Origin of the sequence: Pseudomonas sp. Root329 (assembly GCF_001424925.1) — a bacterium.
Classification (GTDB): Bacteria; Pseudomonadota; Gammaproteobacteria; order Pseudomonadales; family Pseudomonadaceae; genus Aquipseudomonas; species Aquipseudomonas arabinosi.
Genome location: NZ_LMCV01000011.1, coordinates 15003 through 34680 on the forward strand (window position 1 = coordinate 15003; position 19678 = coordinate 34680).

Sequence of the window (19678 nt, forward strand, 5' to 3'; positions counted from 1 at the left end):
TCGCGAATGGGCGCTACGACATCTTCACGCCAGGCGTGAGAGTCGCCGGCAAGGTCAGGCTCGGCGTTTCCAGCGAAGCAACCGGGTACGCGCAGTAGTCTGCCGCGTAGTAGGCGCTGGCGCGGTGGTTGCCCGAAGCGCCGACACCGCCGAATGGCGCGCTGCTCGCAGCACCGGTCAGCTGTTTGTTCCAGTTGACGATGCCCGCACGGCTTTCCAGCCAGAACTGCTGATAACGCGCTTCGGAATCCGACAGCAGACCGGCCGCCAGGCCATAGTCGGTGTCGTTGGCTTCAGCGATCGCCGCCTCAAAATCAGCGTAGCGGATCACTTGCAGCAGCGGGCCGAACAGCTCTTCGTCAGGGCGATCAGCCACTGCTGTGACGTCCAGAATGCCTGGGGTCAGCAAGGCAGCTTGAGCTTGTGGCTGAGTCATTTCCAGCAGCGCGACGGCGCCGTTGCCCAGCAGATGCTCTTGCGCATCCATCAGTGCTTTCGCAGCGCCGAGAGAAATCACCGAGCCCATGAACGGTGCCGGTTGCTGATCAAACGCGCCGACCTCAATCGTACGGCTGACCGCCACCAGACGCGCCAGCAGTGTGTCGCCCCAGGCGCCCTGTGGCACCAGCAAGCGGCGGGCACAGGTGCAACGCTGACCGGCGGAAATGAACGCCGACTGGATGATGGTGTAAACGGCAGCATCGAGGTCTGCAACCTGATCAACGACCAGCGGGTTGTTACCGCCCATTTCCAGCGCGAGGATCTTGTCCGGACGACCGGCAAACTGTTGATGCAGGTGATTGCCGGTGCGGCTGGAACCGGTGAAGAACAAGCCATCGATGCCCGGGTTCGCCGCCAGGGCGATACCGGTTTCGCGAGCGCCTTGCAGCAGGTTCAACACGCCTGCCGGCAGACCGGCTTCGATCCAGCACTTGACCGTCAGCTCGGCGACTTTCGGTGTCAGCTCGCTGGGTTTGAACAGCACGCTATTACCGGCCAGCAGCGCCGGCACGATGTGACCGTTCGGCAGGTGACCAGGGAAGTTGTAAGGCCCGAACACCGCGACCACACCGTGTGGCTTGTGGCGCAACACGGCGGTGGCGTCGCCCAACGGGCCGCTCTTCTCGCCGGTACGTTCGCGGTAGCTCTGCACCGAGATCGCAATCTTGTTGACCATGCTAGTGACTTCGGTCGCCGCTTCCCACAAAGGTTTGCCGGTTTCCTCACCGATGGTGCGAGCCAGTTCGTCAGCATTGTTCTTCAGCGCGGCGGCAAAGGCCTCCAGCACGGTGATGCGCTCTTCCAGGGTACGTCGGGCCCAGCTCGGGAATGCCTGGCGTGCGGCTTGCACGGCCGATTCAACCTGAGCAGTGGTAGCGCCTTCGCCGGCCCACAGCACTTGTTGGGTGACCGGGTTCAGCGACTGAAAGGCGTCACCCTGGCCGGCCAGCCATTCACCTGCGATGTATAGCGAATTCATTATTTCGACTCCCTGGCAGCGGACAACGGAACGGCGCGCACTTGATCGCCGGCGTTGAGTTGAAGACGTTTGGCAGTCAGTGGATCGACCACCAGCGTACCGGCGGCGAAACGTGCAGGAGCAGCAGTGATCCGGCAGTCTTCGCGCTTGCGGTTATGAATCAGGAACGGAGTGGCGTCGTCACCCGGCGTGCCGATGGCCAGCACCAGTGCCTGGCTGTCGCGCACCGCGCGGATCTTGCCGGTTTCACACTCAACAGCCGGACCGGCGTCGAAGATGTCGACGTAGCCCTGATAGCTGAAGCCTTCGCTTTTAAGCATGGCCAACGCCGGCTCGGTGTCCGGATGAACCTGGCCGATCACGTTGCGCGCATCTTCCGACAGGAAGCAGGTGTACAACGGGAATTTCGGCATCAGTTCGGCGATGAACGCCTTGTTGCCCACACCGGTCAGGTAGTCAGCCTGGCTGAATTCCATTTTGAAGAAGTGACGCCCCAGGCTTTCCCAGAACGGCGAACGCCCGGCTTCGTCGGACATACCGCGCATCTCGGCGATGATCTTGTTGCCGAACAGTTGCGGGAACTCGGCGATGAACAGCATCCGCGCCTTGGCCAGCATGCGACCGTTGAGGCCCGTGCGGTAGTCGGCGTGCAGGAACAGCGAGCACAGCTCGGAGTTACCGGTCAGGTCGTTGGCCAGGAACAGCGTCGGGATTTCGCGGTAGATGTTCAACTCTTGCGAAGCGCTGACGGTCAAGCCAACCCGGAAGTTGTACCAAGGCTCACGCAGACCGACGGCGCCGGCAATGGCGGAAATACCCACCACGCGGCCGTCATCGTCTTCGAGCACGAACAGGTAGTCCGCATCGCCCCGCCCGGCTTCGCCACGGAAGGTCTTCTCGGCCCAGCCGACCCGATGGGCCAGACGCTCTTCGTTGGCCGGCAAGGTGGTCAGGCCGGTGCCGGTGCTGCGGGCCAGGTCGATCAGAGCGGGTAAATCGCTGCTGCGTACGGGACGAACGATCATGCTATCTCCTCAAACGGGCCGCTTGCGCCACCCGTGAAACTCGCTGCTTTTTAGGCATTCTTTCCAAGCAATCTTTCCAGGCGTAGCAGCAGGCGTTAAACCGCCACCAGGCGCACGCTGGCACCTTCACCGACACCCAGGGCTTCGGCCGCTTCAAGATCCAGAGTCACGGGTTTGCCCGGCGCGTAATCGAGCTCAAGCAAAACGGCGCGGTAATCCTGCAACTGGGCGTTGGCCACCAGGTACTGGCGACCGGCGCCTTTGACCGGCTCACCGATTTTCACCGGGACTACTCGGCTCTGGGCGATCGAACGGATCCCCGATACACGGGCGTGCAGAGTCGGCCCACCGTCGAAAATGTCGATGTAGTGATCGGTCTCGAAGCCTTCGCGCATCAGGATGTCGAAGGTGATCTGCGCCCGTGGGTGCACCTGGCCCATCGCCTCTTGAGCGGAGTCCGGCAGCAGCGGCACATAGATCGGGTAATGCGGCATCAGTTCGGCCAGGAACGTCCGGCTCTTCAGACCGCACAGACGCTCGGCAGCGGCGTAGTTGAGGTCGAAGAAATTACGACCGATGGCATCCCAGAATGGCGAATCACCATTTTCATCGCTGTAACCGACGATCTCGGTCACCACAGAATCGGCAAAACGCTCCGGATGGCTGGCCACGAACAGCAAGCGACCACGGGAGTTGAGTTCCGACCAGGCCGACCCCACCAGCTCCGGCAGCACGTAGAAACTGGTCAGCAAGCTGTTGCCGGTCAGGTCGTGGCACTGGGAGAGCACGTGGATCTTGTTGTGAATTTTCAGCTCGCGGGAAGCGTGCACAAAGGTTTCATTACGGAAGCTGTAGAACGGCTCGGAATAACCGGCCGACGCAACGATGGCCGAACAGCCCACCAGTTTGCCGGTGGCGGTGTCTTCGAGGACGAAGAAATAGCTCTCTTCACCGTTGAAGCTGACTTCGGCGGAGAACGAGGCTTCGCTTGCTGCGATCTTGTCGCTCAGGCGTTCAACGTCATCCGGTAAGGAAGTGACACCAATCGGGCTGTCCGCAGCCAGACGCTGTACCTCGCCCAGATCAGCCATTTGCGCGGGGCGCATCACCAGCATGGTGTCACTCCTTTCTCGAAAAACTCTTTGAGGAAAAATAACCGGGCCAGTCCTGAAACCACTCAGAGTCAACTGTGGGAGCGAGCTTGCTCGCGATGAGGCCCTGCCAGTCGCCATCAATGTCGACTGTCAGATAGCTATCGCGAGCAAGCTCGCTCCCACATTGAATCTGGCCCGGCATAAAAATTGGGTTCGACACCTGAAAGTCAGGCGTCGAATTAACTATCAGGCTTGAGTCAGTTTCGCCGCGGCGCGCTCGAAACGATCCAGACCGGCATCGATATCAGCGTCTTCAACCACCAGGCTTGGCGCGAAACGAACCACGTCCGGGCCGGCTTGCAGAATCATCAGGCCTTCTTTTTCAGCGGCGTTGAAGATGTCCTTGGCCTTGCCTTTCCAGGCATCGTTCAGCACGCAACCGATCAACAGGCCCATACCACGGACCTGAGTGAACAGGCCGTACTTCTCGCCGATCTGCTCCAGGCGAGCCTTGAACTTTTCGTGCTTGGCGTTGACGCCGGCCAGCACTTCAGGGGTATTAACGATGTCGATCACGGCTTCAGCGACAGCACACGCCAGCGGATTGCCGCCGTAAGTGGTGCCGTGAGTGCCGACGACCAGGTGTTTGGCCAGGTCTTCGGTGGTCAGCATCGCGGCGATCGGGAAACCACCGCCCAGGCTCTTGGCGCTGGTCAGGATGTCCGGGGTCACGCCGTAATGCTGGTAGGCGAACAGCTTGCCGCTGCGGCCCATACCGGTTTGCACTTCGTCGAAAATTAGCAGCGCGTTGTGTGCGGTGCACAGTTCACGGGCGCCTTGCAGGTACTCGAGTTCGGCCGGGATCACGCCGCTCTCGCCCTGGATCGGTTCCAGAACCACAGCGCACGTCTTGTCGGAAATAGCGGCTTTCAGCGCAGCCAGATCGTTGTACGGCACGTGGGTGATACCGGTGATCTTCGGACCGAAGCCATCGGAATACTTCGACTGGCCACCGACGTTCACGGTGAACAGTGTACGACCGTGGAAGCTGTTGAGCGCGGCGATGATTTCGTACTTCTCGCTGCCGAAACGATCGAAACCGACGCGACGGGCCAGCTTGAAGGCGGCCTCGTTGGCTTCGGCGCCGGAGTTGCAGAAGAACGCGCGATCGGCAAACGTGGCGTCGACCAGCTTATGGGCCAGGCGCAAGGCCGGCTCATTGGTGAAGACGTTGGACACGTGCCACAGCTTGTTCGCCTGCTCGGTCAAGGCAGCGACCAGCGCCGGGTGCGCATGGCCCAATACGTTAACGGCAATCCCGCCGGCGAAGTCGATCAGCTCGCGGCCAGACTGGTCCCAGACGCGGGAGCCGGCGCCACGAACAGGAATGAAAGCGGCAGGCGCGTAGTTGGGAACCATTACCTGGTCGAAATCGGCGCGTTGTACCGCAGCGTGCTCAACGGACATCGGAGTCTCCTGATGAGGAACACCCGCCTGAAACTGGCGAGCGATGGGGGGATTGTAAGGACAGTTTTCAGCCCGGCCTTGCCGCCAAGCGACAACTTCTTATAGCGCAAACCCCGGTTTCAGCCGGGTTTACGGCAATGCGACATATAGCGTCGCAAAGGCGCAGTTTAAACTGCCGGCACAGGTTATAGGCAGGGTTGTCGAGCGGTGCGGTAAATATGTACCGCACGGAACCGATCATCGTCTGTTTTGCTGGCGGCTCATTCAAAACGCTAAGGGAATAGCGCATGAGCCGATACGAGAACGATCGCCTTTCCACTACTGGAGGCAGTGAATCCGCTACGCAACCGGACGATCACTACCATCACCTGTTCAACAATCTGCCAGTCTGGGTATTAGAAGCATCGTCCAGTACACACCGAGCTCTCAAGAACGCCACGCTTATGACGCCGCACTGGCATGGCACCGCAACACCGCTGCAGCACCAGTCGCTGAAAAAGATCAGTCAGGAACACTGGACTCATCGAAATCGTCTGGACTCAATGCTGTCGAAGCTGCAAAGCGCACAAGCCTTTGCCGAACCGCTGCTGAGGGACGCCCTGAAAACCCGATTCAACCTGGATCTGGACGTCAAAACTACCTTCCTGCGCCTGTACATCCCTCAAACCGTGCCGCTTTTCGGAATCAAGACTGGCGCCGCGCGCACGTGGACCGTGTCGATGCTCGACGCCGTCCTGCATAACTTTCAGGAATCGGAAACAGCGGCAGGGGCTTACGAGTCAGCCTCGACGTTCATCACCAAACCTTCGCCCACAGGGCAGTTCGATACGCTGCCGGCGGTCAAGCAAAAGCTCACTATCCCGGCCTTTGCCCGGTTATGCCGGGAACTGGATATCGGTGCCCGGTACAACGTTTACCTCAAAGACAATCTGGGGCTCTCCAACCCGGTGGCCGGCGCGGTGTTGAAACCGAAGGTGATCGGCTCGCACAAAACAGCACTCAAATCTGCGCTGCAGATGGCACAAATCCGAAAGGATATTCCAGCGGATGCCCATCTCTCGATCCAGCGCATTCTGGAAGGGCGTTCGGGTGTTCGACTGGATGGGCAGCCGCTGCAGGGTCACGACCTGACAATGATGTCCTCCTCGCTGACCGGCATTGTCATTTTCGCGGCGAGCCTGGAACGCGCACGCACGGCAACACGGATCATTGCCTACATTCCCGATGATCCAGAGCATCCTCTCAAGGAATACCCGAACACATTGGCGTTCATGGCCGAGCTGACCCGCAAACTGCGCTCGCCCGCTTATCAAACGTTCTTCAGTCGCTTCGTCGACCACAAGGAAAGAGGACATTTTTTCGCGGACCTCAACCGTCGCCTCCAGCGCGTGACCTGGCATCAACACCGACAGGGCGACCCACTGCCGAGCTGGCGCGAAACGCCCGTCGACAAGCCTGATTTGCGCTTTTCGGCGACCCCGTTCAGAGCGGACCTGTGGAACCATCTCTATCAGCGACAGCTGAACAAGATCCTCAACGATGCAAGCACACTCGCCGTCTCCACCGCCACTGCCGACAGCAACGCGCGATGGGCATTGTGGAATGCCTTCAGCAAAGTGGCCTCGACAATCCTTGAAATCGCGACGTTCGTTGCGTTGCCTTTCGTCCCGTTTCTCGGCGAATTGATGCTGGGCTACATGGCCTACCAGTTACTCGACGAAACCTTCGAAGGCATAGTGGACCTGGCTGAAGGGCTGAAAACAGAAGCGTTCGGGCATCTGATGACGTTCGTCGAAACGGTGGTTCAGGTGGGGACATTTGCGGTGGGCGGCGCCATCGCTGCCCGGACCCTCAGCCGCCTGCTCTCTCGTGAAGCTATTGCGCTTGTCGACCCACTCAAACCCGTCACAACGCCCAAAGGAAAAATCCGCTACTGGAAGCCGGATCTCAAGCCTTACGAACAAGCACTCATTTTGCCCGAAGGAGCAAAACCCGATCATCTCGGCCTCTATCAATACGAGGGCAAGACGCTGCTGCCACTGGAGGAAAAACTGTATGCCGTGAAGCCCGACCGCGTGCCAGGCACGTTTCAGATTAAGCATCCGAACCGAACTGATGCTTATCAGCCGCCTCTGCTGCATAACAACCACGGCGCCTGGCACACAGAACTGGAGCAACCGCTGAACTGGGACCGGGAAAAAGTCATGCGTCGCCTCGGCCATAGCGTCGAGTCATTCAGCAGCGTTGAGCGCGAACAGATCTTGCGGGTCAGCGGTTACCACGACGACGTAGTGCGCGAAATGCATGTCGAACATTATCGTCCGCCTTCGCTGCTGACAGACACGATCAAGCGTTTCAGGATCAACCGGGACATTGAAACTTTTATCGAACAGATCGGCAGCGAGCAGCCCGAGCGCTATCGCAAGGCCGATCTGATCCTGCAACATCAATTACTGACCGGCTACGACGATTGGCCTGTCGACACGCCAATGCCGGCACCGGAAACCCAAACGAAAGCCTTCAGAAAACAAACGGCCGAACTTGCCCTGAAGCATCACAAATCGCTGTTCGATACACGCTATCGCGCGCAGGAGAAAACCGACAACGTGCAGGTCCAGCGATTGCTCGACGACGTGCATGGATTGCCGACCGATGTCGCGCAAGAGCTGGTGAGCAATGCAACCGGGACCGAGTTACGTCAGCTGCACAACGGTCGCGCGCCCCAACGGCTCAAGGAAGCAGCACTAAAAGCCATGGAGGCCGTACGCGCAGCCCGAGCCTGTGAAGGCCTTTATTCCGACGCTCTGGACAACACCGACACCCACCGACTGGCCTTGCAAAGCCTGAATTCGCTGCCCGGTTTTCCCGCCGAGCTACGTATTGAAGTGAGGGATTACGCCCATGACGGACGTGTGCGCGACAGCATTGGCCAGCTCAATGCACCGACTGTGAAAACACTGGTACGCGCTGAAGTTGGTACTTACCAGGTATATCAAGACAGCGAATCGGCGCCCGGTGATTTTTATCAGTGCCTTTTTCAGGCGCTGCCGCAAGCACAGCGCAACGCGTTGAGCCCATCGATCGCAAATGCTCAGGCACTCAGACTACACATCGCCGAACATGCACTGAACCAACCGGCACTACGCAAGCTGTTTGCAAAAAATCCCAATCGAAAACCGTTCTACGATCCGACGACCATGCGCTTGCCTGGCGGCTCGGATGGATACCGACGCAGTTACTTCCCGACGCCGTCCCTCACCGACCGTGTTCGCGAGGTTTACCCCAGCCTTTCCGAGGAGCAACTCCAGTCTGTTGTTCTCCAGTTACAAACACATCCCGATGGCGCTCGCATGGAGCTCTCACGCCTGTCCAGCGAACTCTCGCGACTGAATCAGGACCTGAACACCTGGATAAATGACTCGCCCACTGCTCACCCGCAAACTCGAGTCCCCCTGAGCGAATTGGAACGACAGGCCGCTCGACACAATCGCAGGCTGCTGGCCCAGGAAATCCAGCGAACCTGGCGTCGACAATCAGAGCGGGACTTCAATGGCCCGGATGACACGCCACGCTATGCACTCAGATTTTCCGAGCCGATTCTTGGCGATCTACCCACGCTGACGGCCGATTTCCCCCATGTGTCATTGCTGTCCCTTGAAGGGAATCATGCTGTGCAGGGTGTTCCCGAGTTTCTTCAGCGCTTCACCAGCTTGCGCCGCCTCGATTTAAAACGCTTTTCCCTGACCGCCCTCCCCGAGGCCATTCCTCGAATGACGGACCTTGATGCGCTGGTGTTAAGCGATTGCGGAATCAGGTTCGATGCCGCCAACTGGGCGAAACTGTCTTCATTGAACAAGCTGGTCATGCTGGATCTGTACCAGAACCCGTTCACTATGGTGCCCAGTGTCGAATCCATGCCTGAGCTTGTTCACCTGGACCTGAGCCGTACCGGCCTGACCGACATTCCCGACAGCGTAGTTCGCCACCCCAAACTTGATACCGCCAAGCTGCTACACAACAGGATCAGTGAGCTGCCTTCGCAATTATTCGAAAGCCCGGTGTACGCCAAACGCGCAATACACCTGACGCACAATCCGCTTTCGGATAACGCCCGACAACTGATCAAGCATCACTACTTCGACAGCTCATACGATTTGGGTATTTATGCCCCAGAGGCGGACATCAACCGAGTCAGGGCGCTGTACCCGAACCTGGAGGTTGAACAGGCGAGCGAGTTTGTCTATGAACTGGCAGGCACACTGGCAGACGGCCGGATCGAGCTGACAAACCTTGAAGCAGAGTTGGCACAACTGAGCAACGACTTGGCGGCATGGACCGCCGACCTTCCGGCCCAACACCCGTTGACGGGCGAACCGTTCACCGCCCAACAACAGCTTGTCGAGCACATGAACCGCGACCAGTTCAAACAGACACTGGAGCAGTGCTGGCGGCATGAAAGCGAACTGGATGACTTCAATGAGGCGCTGGAGCCCACCTATGATCTCGTTTTCGAATCCTACATCAACGGTGACCTGCCTACCCTGAACGCCGACTTCAGTCATGTGACATCGCTGGAGTTACGCAGCGCCGACGGAGTGACCCGCGCCGGGCATTTTCTGGTGTCTTTCCCCAAACTCAAAAGACTCAAACTGCGCGACTGTAATCTGGGCAACATTCCCGATGCGGTGTTCAAGATGGGTCAACTGCGGGCGCTGTCGCTCCCTGAATGCCGCGTCACGCTGTCAGCGGAATCGGCAAGTGCGCTGGCGGGAATGGAACAGCTCGATTATCTCGATCTGGCCCACAACCCCCTGGGGCAAACGCCTGACCTGAGTCAGATGATGGAGCTCGCGACCGTACTGCTGAATGACACCGGCATCACCGAAATACCGCACGGTCTGCTGCAAATGACAGAGCTGGACTGGGCCGACCTCAGTGGCAACGCCATCACCGAAGTCCCCAGCGACGTGCTGGAACTGCCGGTGGGAATCGCTGAAAACATCAGCTTTCGAGGTAATCGGTTTTCCGGGGAGAGCCTGCTACGGCTGATCGATTACTTCGAACGGACGGGCATGGACTTTGGCGTGGAAGAGGTGATCAATCGAGGTGAGATGGATATCTCGACTTCTGAAGGCTCCGACATGGAGGAGTAAATCAGCCTCAGCAGATGACGTGGTTGCTCTGTCACCCACGCTCCGAGGGCACCGACGACAATTCGAACGGGCTGCTGCTGCGCCGCTGGTTGCGATCTTCCCGCGGCGTGGCGCCGAAGAAGTTGCGGTAGGCGCTGGAGAAATGCGGCCCCGAGGAGAAGCCACACGACAGGCCGATCTGGATGATCGACTTGCTGGTTTGCATCAACATCTGCCGGGCCTTGTTCAGGCGCAGTTCCAGGTAATACTGGCTCGGCACACGGTTGAGGTATTGCTTGAAGATCCGCTCCAGCTGCCGACGGGACACGCACACATGCTGGGCGATTTCGTCGGTGGTCAGCGGCTCTTCGATGTTGGCTTCCATCAGCAACACGGCTTGCGTGAGCTTTGGATGACTGGAACCCAGGCGGTTTTGCAGCGGAATGCGCTGGCGCTCGCCGCCTTCGCGGATGCGCTCGACCACCAGTTCTTCGGATACCGCACCGGCCAGTTCGGCGCCGTGATCACGAGCCAGCACGGCCAGCAGCAAGTCGAGTACCGACAGGCCGCCGCACGCGGTCAGACGATCGCGATCCCAGTCGAACAGATGGCTGGTAGCAATGACTTTCGGGAAACGTTCGGTGAAGTCGTCCTGCCAGCGCCAATGCACGGCAGCGCGATAACCGTCGAGCAAACCCAGTTGCGCCAACGGGTAAACACCGGCCGACAAACCACCGATCACGCAGCCAGCACGCACCAGTTGTTTCAGCGCACTGCTGAGCGCCGGCGCGAGTGTGATGGGTGGCTCATCGGCGAGCAGAAACAATTTCTGGAAGTTTTCGAGCTTCCCGGCCCACGGCTCACCCGGTAATTGCCAGGCGCCTTCGGTCGGCGGTTCGGCCTGCAAAAACGACAGTTCGTAGACAACGTCCGGATGCACACGCTGGGCAACACGCAAGGCCTCCTCAGCCAGCGCAAGCGTCAGTGCTTTAGTGCTGGGCCAAATCAGGAAACCAATTCGATGGGCAGTCATGGCGGGCAATCCGAAACGAAAACAGTGTTAGAAGCCGAAAGCGGCTGCAACCAAATTAGACCATCTGGCGCGCGGTGCGCAGCATGACCTAATTTGGTGCGTAACGGGAGCGATTACTTCAGGCTGCCCGAGAGGAATTGTTGCAGGCGTTCGGACTGTGGATTGACCAGCACCTCACGCGGGTTGCCGCATTCTTCGACGACACCTTTGTGCAGGAACACCAGCTGGTTCGACACTTCACGGGCGAAGCCCATTTCGTGTGTCACCACCACCATGGTCCGGCCTTCCAGCGCCAGGGCCTGCATGACTTTCAGCACGTCGCCGACCAGTTCCGGGTCGAGTGCCGACGTCGGTTCGTCGAACAGCATCACCTCAGGCTCCATCGCCAGCGCACGAGCAATCGCCACACGCTGCTGCTCGCCGCCGGACATGTGGCCCGGGTAAGCATCTTTGCGATGGGCCACACCGACCTTATTCAGGTAGTGCTCGGCCTTCTCGCGGGCTTCGGCCTTGGACATGCCGAGCACGTGGACCGGCGCTTCCATGATGTTTTCCAGCGCGGTCATGTGCGACCACAGGTTGAAATGCTGGAACACCATCGACAGGCGCGAACGCATGCGTTGCAGCTGCTTCGGGTCGGCCGCTTTGAGCGCGCCGTCCTTGTTGGCAACCAGTTTCAGCTCTTCGTTGTTGAGCAGAATCTTGCCCGCGTGCGGCTGCTCCAGCAGGTTGATGCAGCGCAGGAAGGTACTTTTGCCGGAGCCACTGGAGCCGATGATGCTGATCACATCGCCAGCCGCCGCTTTCAGGGACACGCCCTTGAGCACTTCGTGACTGCCATAGCGTTTATGCAGGTCTTGGACTTCAAGTTTGTACATGCGGTCGGTTCTCACAAAAACAGTCAGTCAGTCGTTGAGCAAGCGCCCGTGACGCAGCGCTTCGCGCCCCGCCACCTTGGCCAGCCAGAAACCGGGTTGGGCATAACGCAGCCGTTCAATGGCAAACAGCACCCCGGACGTACCAGCACACACCGTGCTGACCCGATCCGATAACGGATCGATCACTTCGAAAATCTCATCGCCGGCTTCAATCCATTCACCGGGTTTACGCAAGAAACTGATCACGCCAGGGTGTGGCGCGAACAGTAATTCGGTGCCTTCGAACGGCATGCCTTCGCAAGCATCTTGCGCAGGTTTTGGCCATTCGCCGCTGATCAAGCCTTGCTCGGCGAGGAACGCCAAAATGCCTTCGGCGTAAGCGCAGGCTTCGGCGCGACCGGTATCGGCCTGACCGCCTAATTCAATGGTAGTCGCCAGGCAGGCCAGGGGAATCTGCGCATCAGGAAACAGACGCGACAGACGCAACCACGGCAGCGAACACGCTTCATCAAACGAACTGCCACCGGAATCTTCCGCCAGCAGCCCCACCTTCACGTCCAGGTGCGCGGCCAACGAACGCCATTGCGGCCAGTGTTGCGGCAAGGCGTACATGTGCAGCGCCGCTTCGGCATCGCAATGCAGATCCAGCACCACGTCAGCGGTGCAGGCATGACTGAGCAAAATGCGCTGCATGCCTTGCAACTGACTTGTAGCTGGCGGCAATGCGGCGAGCACATCGCTCATGGCCTGACGGATCAGACGGATATTGGCGTGAGGATCATCACCCAGGTGCCCTTCCAGCTCGGCGGCCACTGGCGCGCTCAGCTCGACGAAATCCCGGTTGAAGTTCTTGCCGCTGCCCGCCTCAAAACGCCCTTGATGATTGCCCTGAAGCAGTTGACCGAGGCCCAGTGGATTGGCCACCGGCACCAGTTCGATCACACCGTTGAGCAAGCCTTGGGCTTCAAGTTCGGTCAGGCGCTTTTTCAGCTCCCAAGCCGTACGCATGCCCGGCAATTCATCGGCGTGCAGGCTGGCCTGGATGTAGGCCTTGCGCTCGCCAGCGCCGAAGCGGAACACCGAAATCTGACGTTCGCTGCCCAAGTGGCTCCACGGCAATGAATGATCGATGCGTTCCATGTCAGTGCTTCCGCGGGGCCAGATAGCCCAGCCAGCGGCGCTCGGCCAGTTTGAACAGCTTCACCAGAATGAACGTCAGGCACAGGTAGAACACGCCGGCGGTGATGTAGGCTTCGAACGGCAGGTAGAACTGAGCGTTGACCGTGCGCGCGGCACCGGTGATGTCGATCAGGGTCACGATGGACGCCAGACTGGTGGTCTGCAGCATCATGATCACTTCGTTGCTGTATTGCGGCAGCGCCCGGCGCAGAGCCGACGGCAGCAGAATTCGCTTGTACAACTTGTAGCGCGACATGCCCATCGCCTTGGCCGCTTCGATCTCACCATTCGGCGTAGCGCGCAGGCTGCCGGCGATGATTTCAGCGGTGTAGGCGCTGGTGTTGATCGCAAAGGCCAGGCACGCACAGAACGTCGCGCTGGACAGCCACGGCCAGAGGAAACTTTCACGTACCGCTTCGAACTGCGCCAGACCGTAGTAGATCAAGAACAGCTGCACCAGCATCGGTGTACCGCGGATCACGTAGGTGTAGAGCCAGGCGCTCATGTTGACGGCCGCGTTTTTCGAGACGCGCATCAAGCCCAGCGGCAACGCGCACAGCAGGCCGAAGAACAGCGACAGCGCGAGCAATTTGAGGGTGGTCACCAGGCCGCCGAAATACAGCGGCAGGGCCTCCCAAATGACGTTGTAGTCGAAGATCATAGATCAGCCGCCCTTACGCCTACCGAGTAGCGCTTCTCAAGGTGACGCAATGCCAACAACGAGACGCTGGTGATCACCAGGTACATCGCCGCCACTGCGAGGAAGAAGGTGAAAGGCTCGCGGGTGGCATCTGCCGCCTGCTTGGCCTTGAACATCATGTCTTGCAGACCCACCACCGAAATCAGCGCGGTGGCCTTGGTCAGTACCAGCCAGTTGTTGGTGAAACCCGGAATCGCCAGACGAATCATCTGCGGCACCAACACCCGGAAGAACACCTGAAAACTGCTCATGCCGTACGCCATACCGGCTTCTGCCTGACCTTTCGGGATGGCCATGAAGGCACCACGGAAGGTTTCGGACAGGTACGCACCGAAGATGAAGCCCAGGGTGCCGATACCGGCGGCCAACGGGTTCAGGTCGATGTAGTCGTCAAAACCGAGCATCGGCGCGACGCGGTTGAGCAGGTCCTGACCACCGTAGAAAATCAGCAGGATCAGCACCAGATCGGGAATACCGCGGATCACCGTGGAATACAGGTCGCCCAGCCAGGCCAGCCAGCGAATCGGGGACAGACGCAGCGCAACGCCGATCAGACCCAGAACAATGGCCAAGACCATGGACGACAAGGCGAGCTGAAGCGTCAGCCATGCGCCATCGAGGATGACAGCCCCGTAGCCTTTCAACATGATTCAGGTCCTCGAAAAGGGGGATGAAAAAATGGCGCAAACCTCAGAGATCCTGTTGCTTGCGCCATTTCGGACTTGTCGCCGGGACGTATTACTTGCCGTAGATATCGAAGGCGAAGTACTTGTCCTGGATTTGCTTGTACTTGCCGTTCTCGCGAATGGCGGTGATCGCGGTGTTGATCTTGTCTTTCAGCGCGTCACCCTTGCGAACCGCGATACCCACGCCGTCGCCGAAATATTTGACGTCGGTGAAGGCCGGGCCAACGAAGGCAAACCCTTTGCCGGCGTCGGTTTTCAGGAAACCGTCATCCAGCAGCGTTGCGTCTGCCACGGTGCCGTCGAGGCGGCCAGCAGCCACGTCGAGGTAGATTTCGTTTTGCGAGCCGTATGGCTTGATCTCGGCACCCAGCGGGGCCAGCACTTCGCGGGCGAAACGCTCGTGGATCGAACCACGTTGCACGCCGATGTTCTTGCCCTTGAGCTCAGCCAGGCTGTCGCTGACTGGAGTGCCGGCCTTCATGACCAGGCGAGCCGGGGTGTTGTAGTACTTGTTGGTGAAGTCCACGGACTTCTTGCGGTCTTCAGTGATCGACATGGACGACAGGATCGCGTCGATCTTGCGCACTTTGAGTGCCGGGATCAGACCGTCGAACTCTTGCTCGACCCAGACGCACTTGACCTTCATCTCTTCGCACAGAGCGTTGCCGATGTCGTAGTCGAAACCAACGATGCTGCCGTCCGGCGCTTTGGAAGCGAACGGAGGGTAAGCCGCTTCGATACCAATTTTCAGAGGCTTTTCATCGGCGAAAGTCGGCAGGGACAGCACGGACAGTGCCAGGGCGCCAAGCAGCACGAGTTTCTTCATCTTGGGACTCCATCGGTAAAGGGCTAAAACGGCAGAGTGAGCGACAGCCCAATATGCGAATGAGTGGAACCGCAAAGCGGTGCTGCGCTGTAGGAATCGCGCGCTTTTTTCAACGCGAGCAACAACGAGCGAGTGATCGGCATTCTAACGACAGGCCCGAAGCCGATATTTCTTCAATGCGACAACTAATTACAGAAGCACCGAGAAAGCCGCTTGGGCGCGTTGACAGCCTTGCAAATTCATGCAATAGCAAAAGACAGTGAACCGATCTATGCTGCAAATTGCGGGCCTATTATTGGCAAACCCTTCTAATCCGGCAAGCGTAGCGTTGTGTCTTATTTGTTGCAGGGCCTGAAGAGACCCGATGACGGGGCTTTGCGTTTCCCCACGCCCCGTATGGGAGCGAGCGGTTACACATTCAGTTACTTGAACGGTGGCGGGTAACAGTGGGAAAGCGCCTACAAGTGAAGCCGATAATTATTGGCCGTTGTGGATGTGGTGTCTGACAGGACGCCTTCGCGAGCAAGTCGAATCGTCGCACCGCCGCTCCCACATTGATCTTCAGTGAACACTGAATTTGTGACCGACTCAGATTCAATGTGGGAGCGGCGGTGCGACGATTCGACTTGCTCGCGAAGAGGCCCGGACTGCCGACACAAAAACATCAGACAGTAAAAAGCCCCGCCAGGCGCAATGCCGGGCGGGGCTTCGATGACTCAGGAACGGCGGGTTATGCGACGTTCATGATCTTGTGTTCATCAATCAAGTGCTGCACCACACCCGGATCGGCCAGGGTGGAGATATCCCCCAACCCATCGTATTCGGCCGTAGCAATCTTGCGCAGGATACGGCGCATGATTTTGCCCGAACGGGTTTTCGGCAGGCCCGGCGCCCACTGGATGACATCCGGCGAAGCAATCGGACCGATCTCTTTACGGACCCAGTTTTTCAGCTCCAGACGCAGTTGCTCGCTCGGCTCTTCGCCACCGATCAACGTGACATAGACATAGATGCCCTGCCCTTTGATGTCGTGCGGCACACCGACCACGGCCGCTTCGGCGACTTTCGGGTGGGCGACCATCGCGCTTTCAATCTCGGCAGTCCCCATGCGGTGGCCGGACACGTTGAGCACATCATCCACGCGACCGGTAATCCAGTAGTAACCGTCTTCGTCACGACGCGCACCGTCACCGGTGAAGTACATGCCGCGGAACGTCTTGAAGTAGGTATCGACGAAACGGTCATGGTCGCCATACAGCGTGCGCGCCTGGCCCGGCCACGAATCGAGAATCACCAGGTTGCCCTCGGCAACGCCTTCGATGATGTTGCCCAGGTTGTCCACCAACGCCGGCACTACACCGAAGAACGGACGTGCCGCAGAACCCGGCTTGAGCGCATGCGCACCCGGCAGCGGGCTCATCATGTTGCCGCCGGTTTCGGTCTGCCACCAAGTGTCGACGATCGGGCAACGGGATTGGCCGACGTTCTTGTAGTACCAATCCCACGCTTCCGGGTTGATCGGCTCACCGACCGAACCCAACAGACGCAAGCTGCTGCCATCAGCGCCTTCAACGGCGGCCTTGCCCGACGCCATCATCGCGCGGATGGCGGTGGGCGCGGTGTAAAGGATGTTGACCTTGTGCTTGTCGACGATTTTCGCCACCCGGGTGATGTCCGGATAGTTCGGCACACCTTCGAACAGCAGCGTGGTCGCGCCATTGGCCAGCGGGCCGTAGACGATGTAACTGTGGCCGGTGACCCAACCGACGTCGGCGGTGCACCAGTAGACTTCGCCCGGACGGTAGTCGAACACGCGCTCGTGAGTCATCGCCGCGTACAACAGGTAGCCGGCGGTGGTGTGCTGCACGCCCTTCGGCTTGCCGGTCGAGCCGGAGGTATAAAGGATGAACAGCGCTTCTTCAGCACCCATCTCTTTCGGCGCGCAGACACTGCCCGCCACTTTCATCAGGTCTTCGTACCAGATGTCGCGATGCTGGTTCCACTTGATGTTGCCACCGGTGCGCTTGCACACGATGACTTTCTGGATGCTGCTGGTTTCCGGGTTGGTCAGCGCGTCGTCGACGTTGGTCTTGAGTGGAATCTTTTTGCCGGCACGAACGCCTTCATCAGCCGTGATCACCACTTTGGATTTGCAGTCGATGATCCGACCCGCCAGGGCTTCCGGCGAGAAACCACCAAACACCACCGAGTGAATCGCGCCGATCCGGGTACACGCCAGCATGGCGACCACGGCTTCGGGGATCATCGGCATATAGATAGTCACCACGTCGCCGCGGTGCACATCCTGGCCGCGCAGAGCGTTGGCGAACTTGCAGACTTGTTCGTGCAGCTCGCGGTAGGTGATGTTGCGGCTTTCGGCAGGGTCATCCCCTTCCCAAATAATCGCGACTTGATCGCCGCGCTCGGCCAGATGACGGTCGAGGCAGTTGTAGGAAACGTTCAGGGTGCCATCGGCGAACCATTTGATGTCGACATGGTGATCGTCGAAAGAAGTCTGTTTCACCGTGGTGAAAGGCTTGATCCAGTCGAGGCGCTTGGCTTGCTCGCGCCAGAAGCCGTCCGGGTTAACGACGGACTGCTGGTACATGGCCTTGTAGGTCGCCTCGTCAGTCAGCGTGTTGGCCAAAACCTCGGGACGAACGGGATACAGAGAAGCCGCACTCATCTTTGTTACCTCGGTGGAATAGTTGTTTTTGTATGACCCAGTTGTAGCCGGGCCGGGCCTATAGAACCATTCGACGATGGTAGTAACAAGCCCCTACAAAATGTGGCTATACCCCGATGAGGCGCTCAAACCCGGCTATTTAGGGTCCCTGTAGGAGCTGCCGAAGGCTGCGATCTTTTGATCTTGGCGGCCGTTTGAAGATCAAAAGATCGCAGCCTTCGGCAGCTCCTACAAGGATTGTTACGAAATTCGCCAAAGGTGTTTATCAAAAGCACGCCTATATGAATGTAAACCCCACGCCTAAAATCAGCCTCGCCAACCAGGCAACGTGATTAACCAAGTTGCAGCCCCCACGAAGGCAGTTAATCCAAAACCAGTACTTAAGTTCTACACGCAACCCCAAAAAGGTTGCGTGACCCCATTCGACCTCTAAAAGGTAAATCTGAAATGAAAGCTTTATTAGTTCTGGCCCTCAGCAGCCTGTGCGCAACCGCCATGGCAGACGAGGTCCCGACTGATGTCGCGCAGCAGCAACCCGCCATCGAGGATTACACTTACTCCACTCACCTGGACATCGCCAAAGTTATCTCCATGAGCGAAATCCCGAATGTGTGTGAAGTTGTTCCGGCGAAAATGGAATACGACGACTCTAAAGGCCAACGCCACATTCTTCGTTACAGCGTCATGGGTAACGGTTGCTCTAACGGCTAATCACCCGCTCTCACCCTCCCAAGGTTCGACCCACCTGCCTGCTATTTAAGGCAGATGAAGCGCCGAACCTTAAATATCGACTAACTCGATTAGTTTAAGCGTTTATTTACGCTTTTTAATCAAATTAACTGGCCTTAGTATGAATTCCACACCCAAGGCACAAAACGCCAACGAACCTGGAGCCACTCATGAAAACCAAATTGATCCTCGCCCTGACCCTCTCTGTCCTGGCCGCTAACACCTTCGCCGCTGACGGCTACGACCGCACTGGCTCGGCTGCTTACACCACTGAAGCGGCTGTCGCTTCTGACGGTTACGACCATACCGGTTCGGCGTCTTTCGCCTCCGACGGTTCCGATCACACGGGCGCTGCCAAACTCGCTTCTGACGGTTTTGATCACACCGGCGCTGCCAAAGTCGCTGCCGATGGCGCAGATCACGTGGGCGCCGCTCGCCTCAGCTGATCATCAAGCGTGACTTTACAGCCCGGCTTCGGTCGGGCTTAGTTGTGTCTGGGGGCATCGAAAAGTGACTCAAAACACAACATGTAGTGAAAAACGCAGTTTTCTGGCTATTTTTTGAACAAAAAAATTGCCCACCAAAATTTATGAAAAAAAATCTGCACCCGCGACATCCAGCCAAAGCCCTGTAAACCCTCGCTCCAACCGAAAAACACTCCTTCTCGACCGCTCCATGCGCGGATTCGCCCCACCACGGCCGCAAAAATTTCCCTATAATGCCGCCTTAACGGGCCTGCAATATTCCCTTACAGGGATAACAG

The 19678-nt window shown here is 58.5% G+C and carries 14 protein-coding genes; 3 read left to right on the plus strand and 11 right to left on the minus strand.

Annotated elements, in window-relative coordinates:
- Positions 1-13 precede the first annotated feature (13 nt).
- The 4 genes from astD to ASC74_RS11175 all read right to left on the minus strand — a co-directional run bounded on the left by astD (position 14) and on the right by ASC74_RS11175 (position 5066).
- On the minus strand, positions 14-1483 hold the full coding sequence (astD, locus tag ASC74_RS11160) for a succinylglutamate-semialdehyde dehydrogenase (RefSeq protein ID WP_177338850.1): 1470 nt from the start codon (positions 1481-1483) through the stop codon (positions 14-16).
- Positions 1480-2505, minus strand: a complete 1026-nt coding sequence (astA, locus tag ASC74_RS11165) for an arginine N-succinyltransferase (RefSeq protein WP_008154313.1) — start codon at positions 2503-2505, stop codon at positions 1480-1482. The genes astD and astA overlap by 4 nt, the downstream gene beginning before the upstream one ends.
- 95 nt (positions 2506-2600) lie before the next feature.
- Complete coding sequence (gene aruF / locus ASC74_RS11170; protein WP_056741423.1) at positions 2601-3620, minus strand: arginine/ornithine succinyltransferase subunit alpha; 1020 nt, start codon at positions 3618-3620, stop codon at positions 2601-2603.
- A 225-nt stretch (positions 3621-3845) separates the two neighbouring features.
- Complete coding sequence (locus ASC74_RS11175) at positions 3846-5066, minus strand: aspartate aminotransferase family protein (RefSeq protein WP_056741424.1); 1221 nt, start codon at positions 5064-5066, stop codon at positions 3846-3848.
- Between the two features lie 287 nt (positions 5067-5353).
- Between ASC74_RS11175 and ASC74_RS11180 the strand changes: the two genes are divergently transcribed.
- Positions 5354-10219, plus strand: coding sequence for a leucine-rich repeat domain-containing protein (locus ASC74_RS11180; protein ID WP_056741425.1), 4866 nt, complete (start codon positions 5354-5356; stop codon positions 10217-10219).
- Positions 10220-10250: 31 nt separating this feature from the next.
- Here the strand turns inward: ASC74_RS11180 and argR are convergent, their stop codons facing one another.
- The 7 genes from argR to acs form a co-directional block, all read right to left on the minus strand.
- Positions 10251-11231, minus strand: coding sequence for a transcriptional regulator ArgR (argR, locus tag ASC74_RS11185; RefSeq protein WP_056741426.1), 981 nt, complete (start codon positions 11229-11231; stop codon positions 10251-10253).
- Positions 11232-11344: 113 nt separating this feature from the next.
- Complete coding sequence (locus ASC74_RS11190; RefSeq protein ID WP_056741427.1) at positions 11345-12109, minus strand: ABC transporter ATP-binding protein; 765 nt, start codon at positions 12107-12109, stop codon at positions 11345-11347.
- Positions 12110-12136: 27 nt separating this feature from the next.
- Complete coding sequence (locus ASC74_RS11195) at positions 12137-13249, minus strand: M14 family metallopeptidase (RefSeq protein ID WP_056741428.1); 1113 nt, start codon at positions 13247-13249, stop codon at positions 12137-12139.
- A gap of 1 nt (position 13250) precedes the next feature.
- Positions 13251-13949, minus strand: coding sequence for an ABC transporter permease (locus tag ASC74_RS11200; protein WP_056741429.1), 699 nt, complete (start codon positions 13947-13949; stop codon positions 13251-13253).
- Positions 13946-14635, minus strand: coding sequence for an ABC transporter permease (locus ASC74_RS11205; protein WP_008154330.1), 690 nt, complete (start codon positions 14633-14635; stop codon positions 13946-13948). The genes ASC74_RS11200 and ASC74_RS11205 overlap by 4 nt, the downstream gene beginning before the upstream one ends.
- Before the next feature lie 91 nt (positions 14636-14726).
- Entirely contained in the window at positions 14727-15500 is a 774-nt protein-coding gene (locus tag ASC74_RS11210; RefSeq protein WP_008154331.1) for an ABC transporter substrate-binding protein, read from the minus strand.
- A gap of 730 nt (positions 15501-16230) precedes the next feature.
- Positions 16231-18186, minus strand: a complete 1956-nt coding sequence (gene acs / locus ASC74_RS11215; RefSeq protein WP_056741430.1) for an acetate--CoA ligase — start codon at positions 18184-18186, stop codon at positions 16231-16233.
- A 447-nt stretch (positions 18187-18633) separates the two neighbouring features.
- Between acs and ASC74_RS11220 the strand changes: the two genes are divergently transcribed.
- Positions 18634-18897, plus strand: a complete 264-nt coding sequence (locus ASC74_RS11220) for a DUF2790 domain-containing protein (RefSeq protein ID WP_056741431.1) — start codon at positions 18634-18636, stop codon at positions 18895-18897.
- 188 nt (positions 18898-19085) lie between these two features.
- Positions 19086-19361: a hypothetical protein gene (locus ASC74_RS11225; protein ID WP_046045455.1), complete on the plus strand. Its 276-nt coding sequence runs from the start codon at positions 19086-19088 to the stop codon at positions 19359-19361.
- Positions 19362-19678: the final 317 nt, after the last annotated feature.

Excerpts from the sequence above, each read along its gene's own strand:
- astA (WP_008154313.1), bottom strand. The coding sequence starts at position 2,505 with ATGATCGTTCGTCCCGTACGCAGCAGCGATTTACCCGCTCTGATCGAC.
- aruF (WP_056741423.1), bottom strand. The coding sequence starts at position 3,620 with ATGCTGGTGATGCGCCCCGCGCAAATGGCTGATCTGGGCGAGGTACAG.
- ASC74_RS11175 (WP_056741424.1), bottom strand. The coding sequence starts at position 5,066 with ATGTCCGTTGAGCACGCTGCGGTACAACGCGCCGATTTCGACCAGGTA.
- ASC74_RS11180 (WP_056741425.1), top strand. The coding sequence starts at position 5,354 with ATGAGCCGATACGAGAACGATCGCCTTTCCACTACTGGAGGCAGTGAA.
- argR (WP_056741426.1), bottom strand. The coding sequence starts at position 11,231 with ATGACTGCCCATCGAATTGGTTTCCTGATTTGGCCCAGCACTAAAGCA.
- ASC74_RS11190 (WP_056741427.1), bottom strand. The coding sequence starts at position 12,109 with ATGTACAAACTTGAAGTCCAAGACCTGCATAAACGCTATGGCAGTCAC.
- ASC74_RS11195 (WP_056741428.1), bottom strand. The coding sequence starts at position 13,249 with ATGGAACGCATCGATCATTCATTGCCGTGGAGCCACTTGGGCAGCGAA.
- ASC74_RS11200 (WP_056741429.1), bottom strand. The coding sequence starts at position 13,949 with ATGATCTTCGACTACAACGTCATTTGGGAGGCCCTGCCGCTGTATTTC.
- ASC74_RS11205 (WP_008154330.1), bottom strand. The coding sequence starts at position 14,635 with ATGTTGAAAGGCTACGGGGCTGTCATCCTCGATGGCGCATGGCTGACG.
- ASC74_RS11210 (WP_008154331.1), bottom strand. The coding sequence starts at position 15,500 with ATGAAGAAACTCGTGCTGCTTGGCGCCCTGGCACTGTCCGTGCTGTCC.
- acs (WP_056741430.1), bottom strand. The coding sequence starts at position 18,186 with ATGAGTGCGGCTTCTCTGTATCCCGTTCGTCCCGAGGTTTTGGCCAAC.
- ASC74_RS11220 (WP_056741431.1), top strand. The coding sequence starts at position 18,634 with ATGAAAGCTTTATTAGTTCTGGCCCTCAGCAGCCTGTGCGCAACCGCC.
- ASC74_RS11225 (WP_046045455.1), top strand. The coding sequence starts at position 19,086 with ATGAAAACCAAATTGATCCTCGCCCTGACCCTCTCTGTCCTGGCCGCT.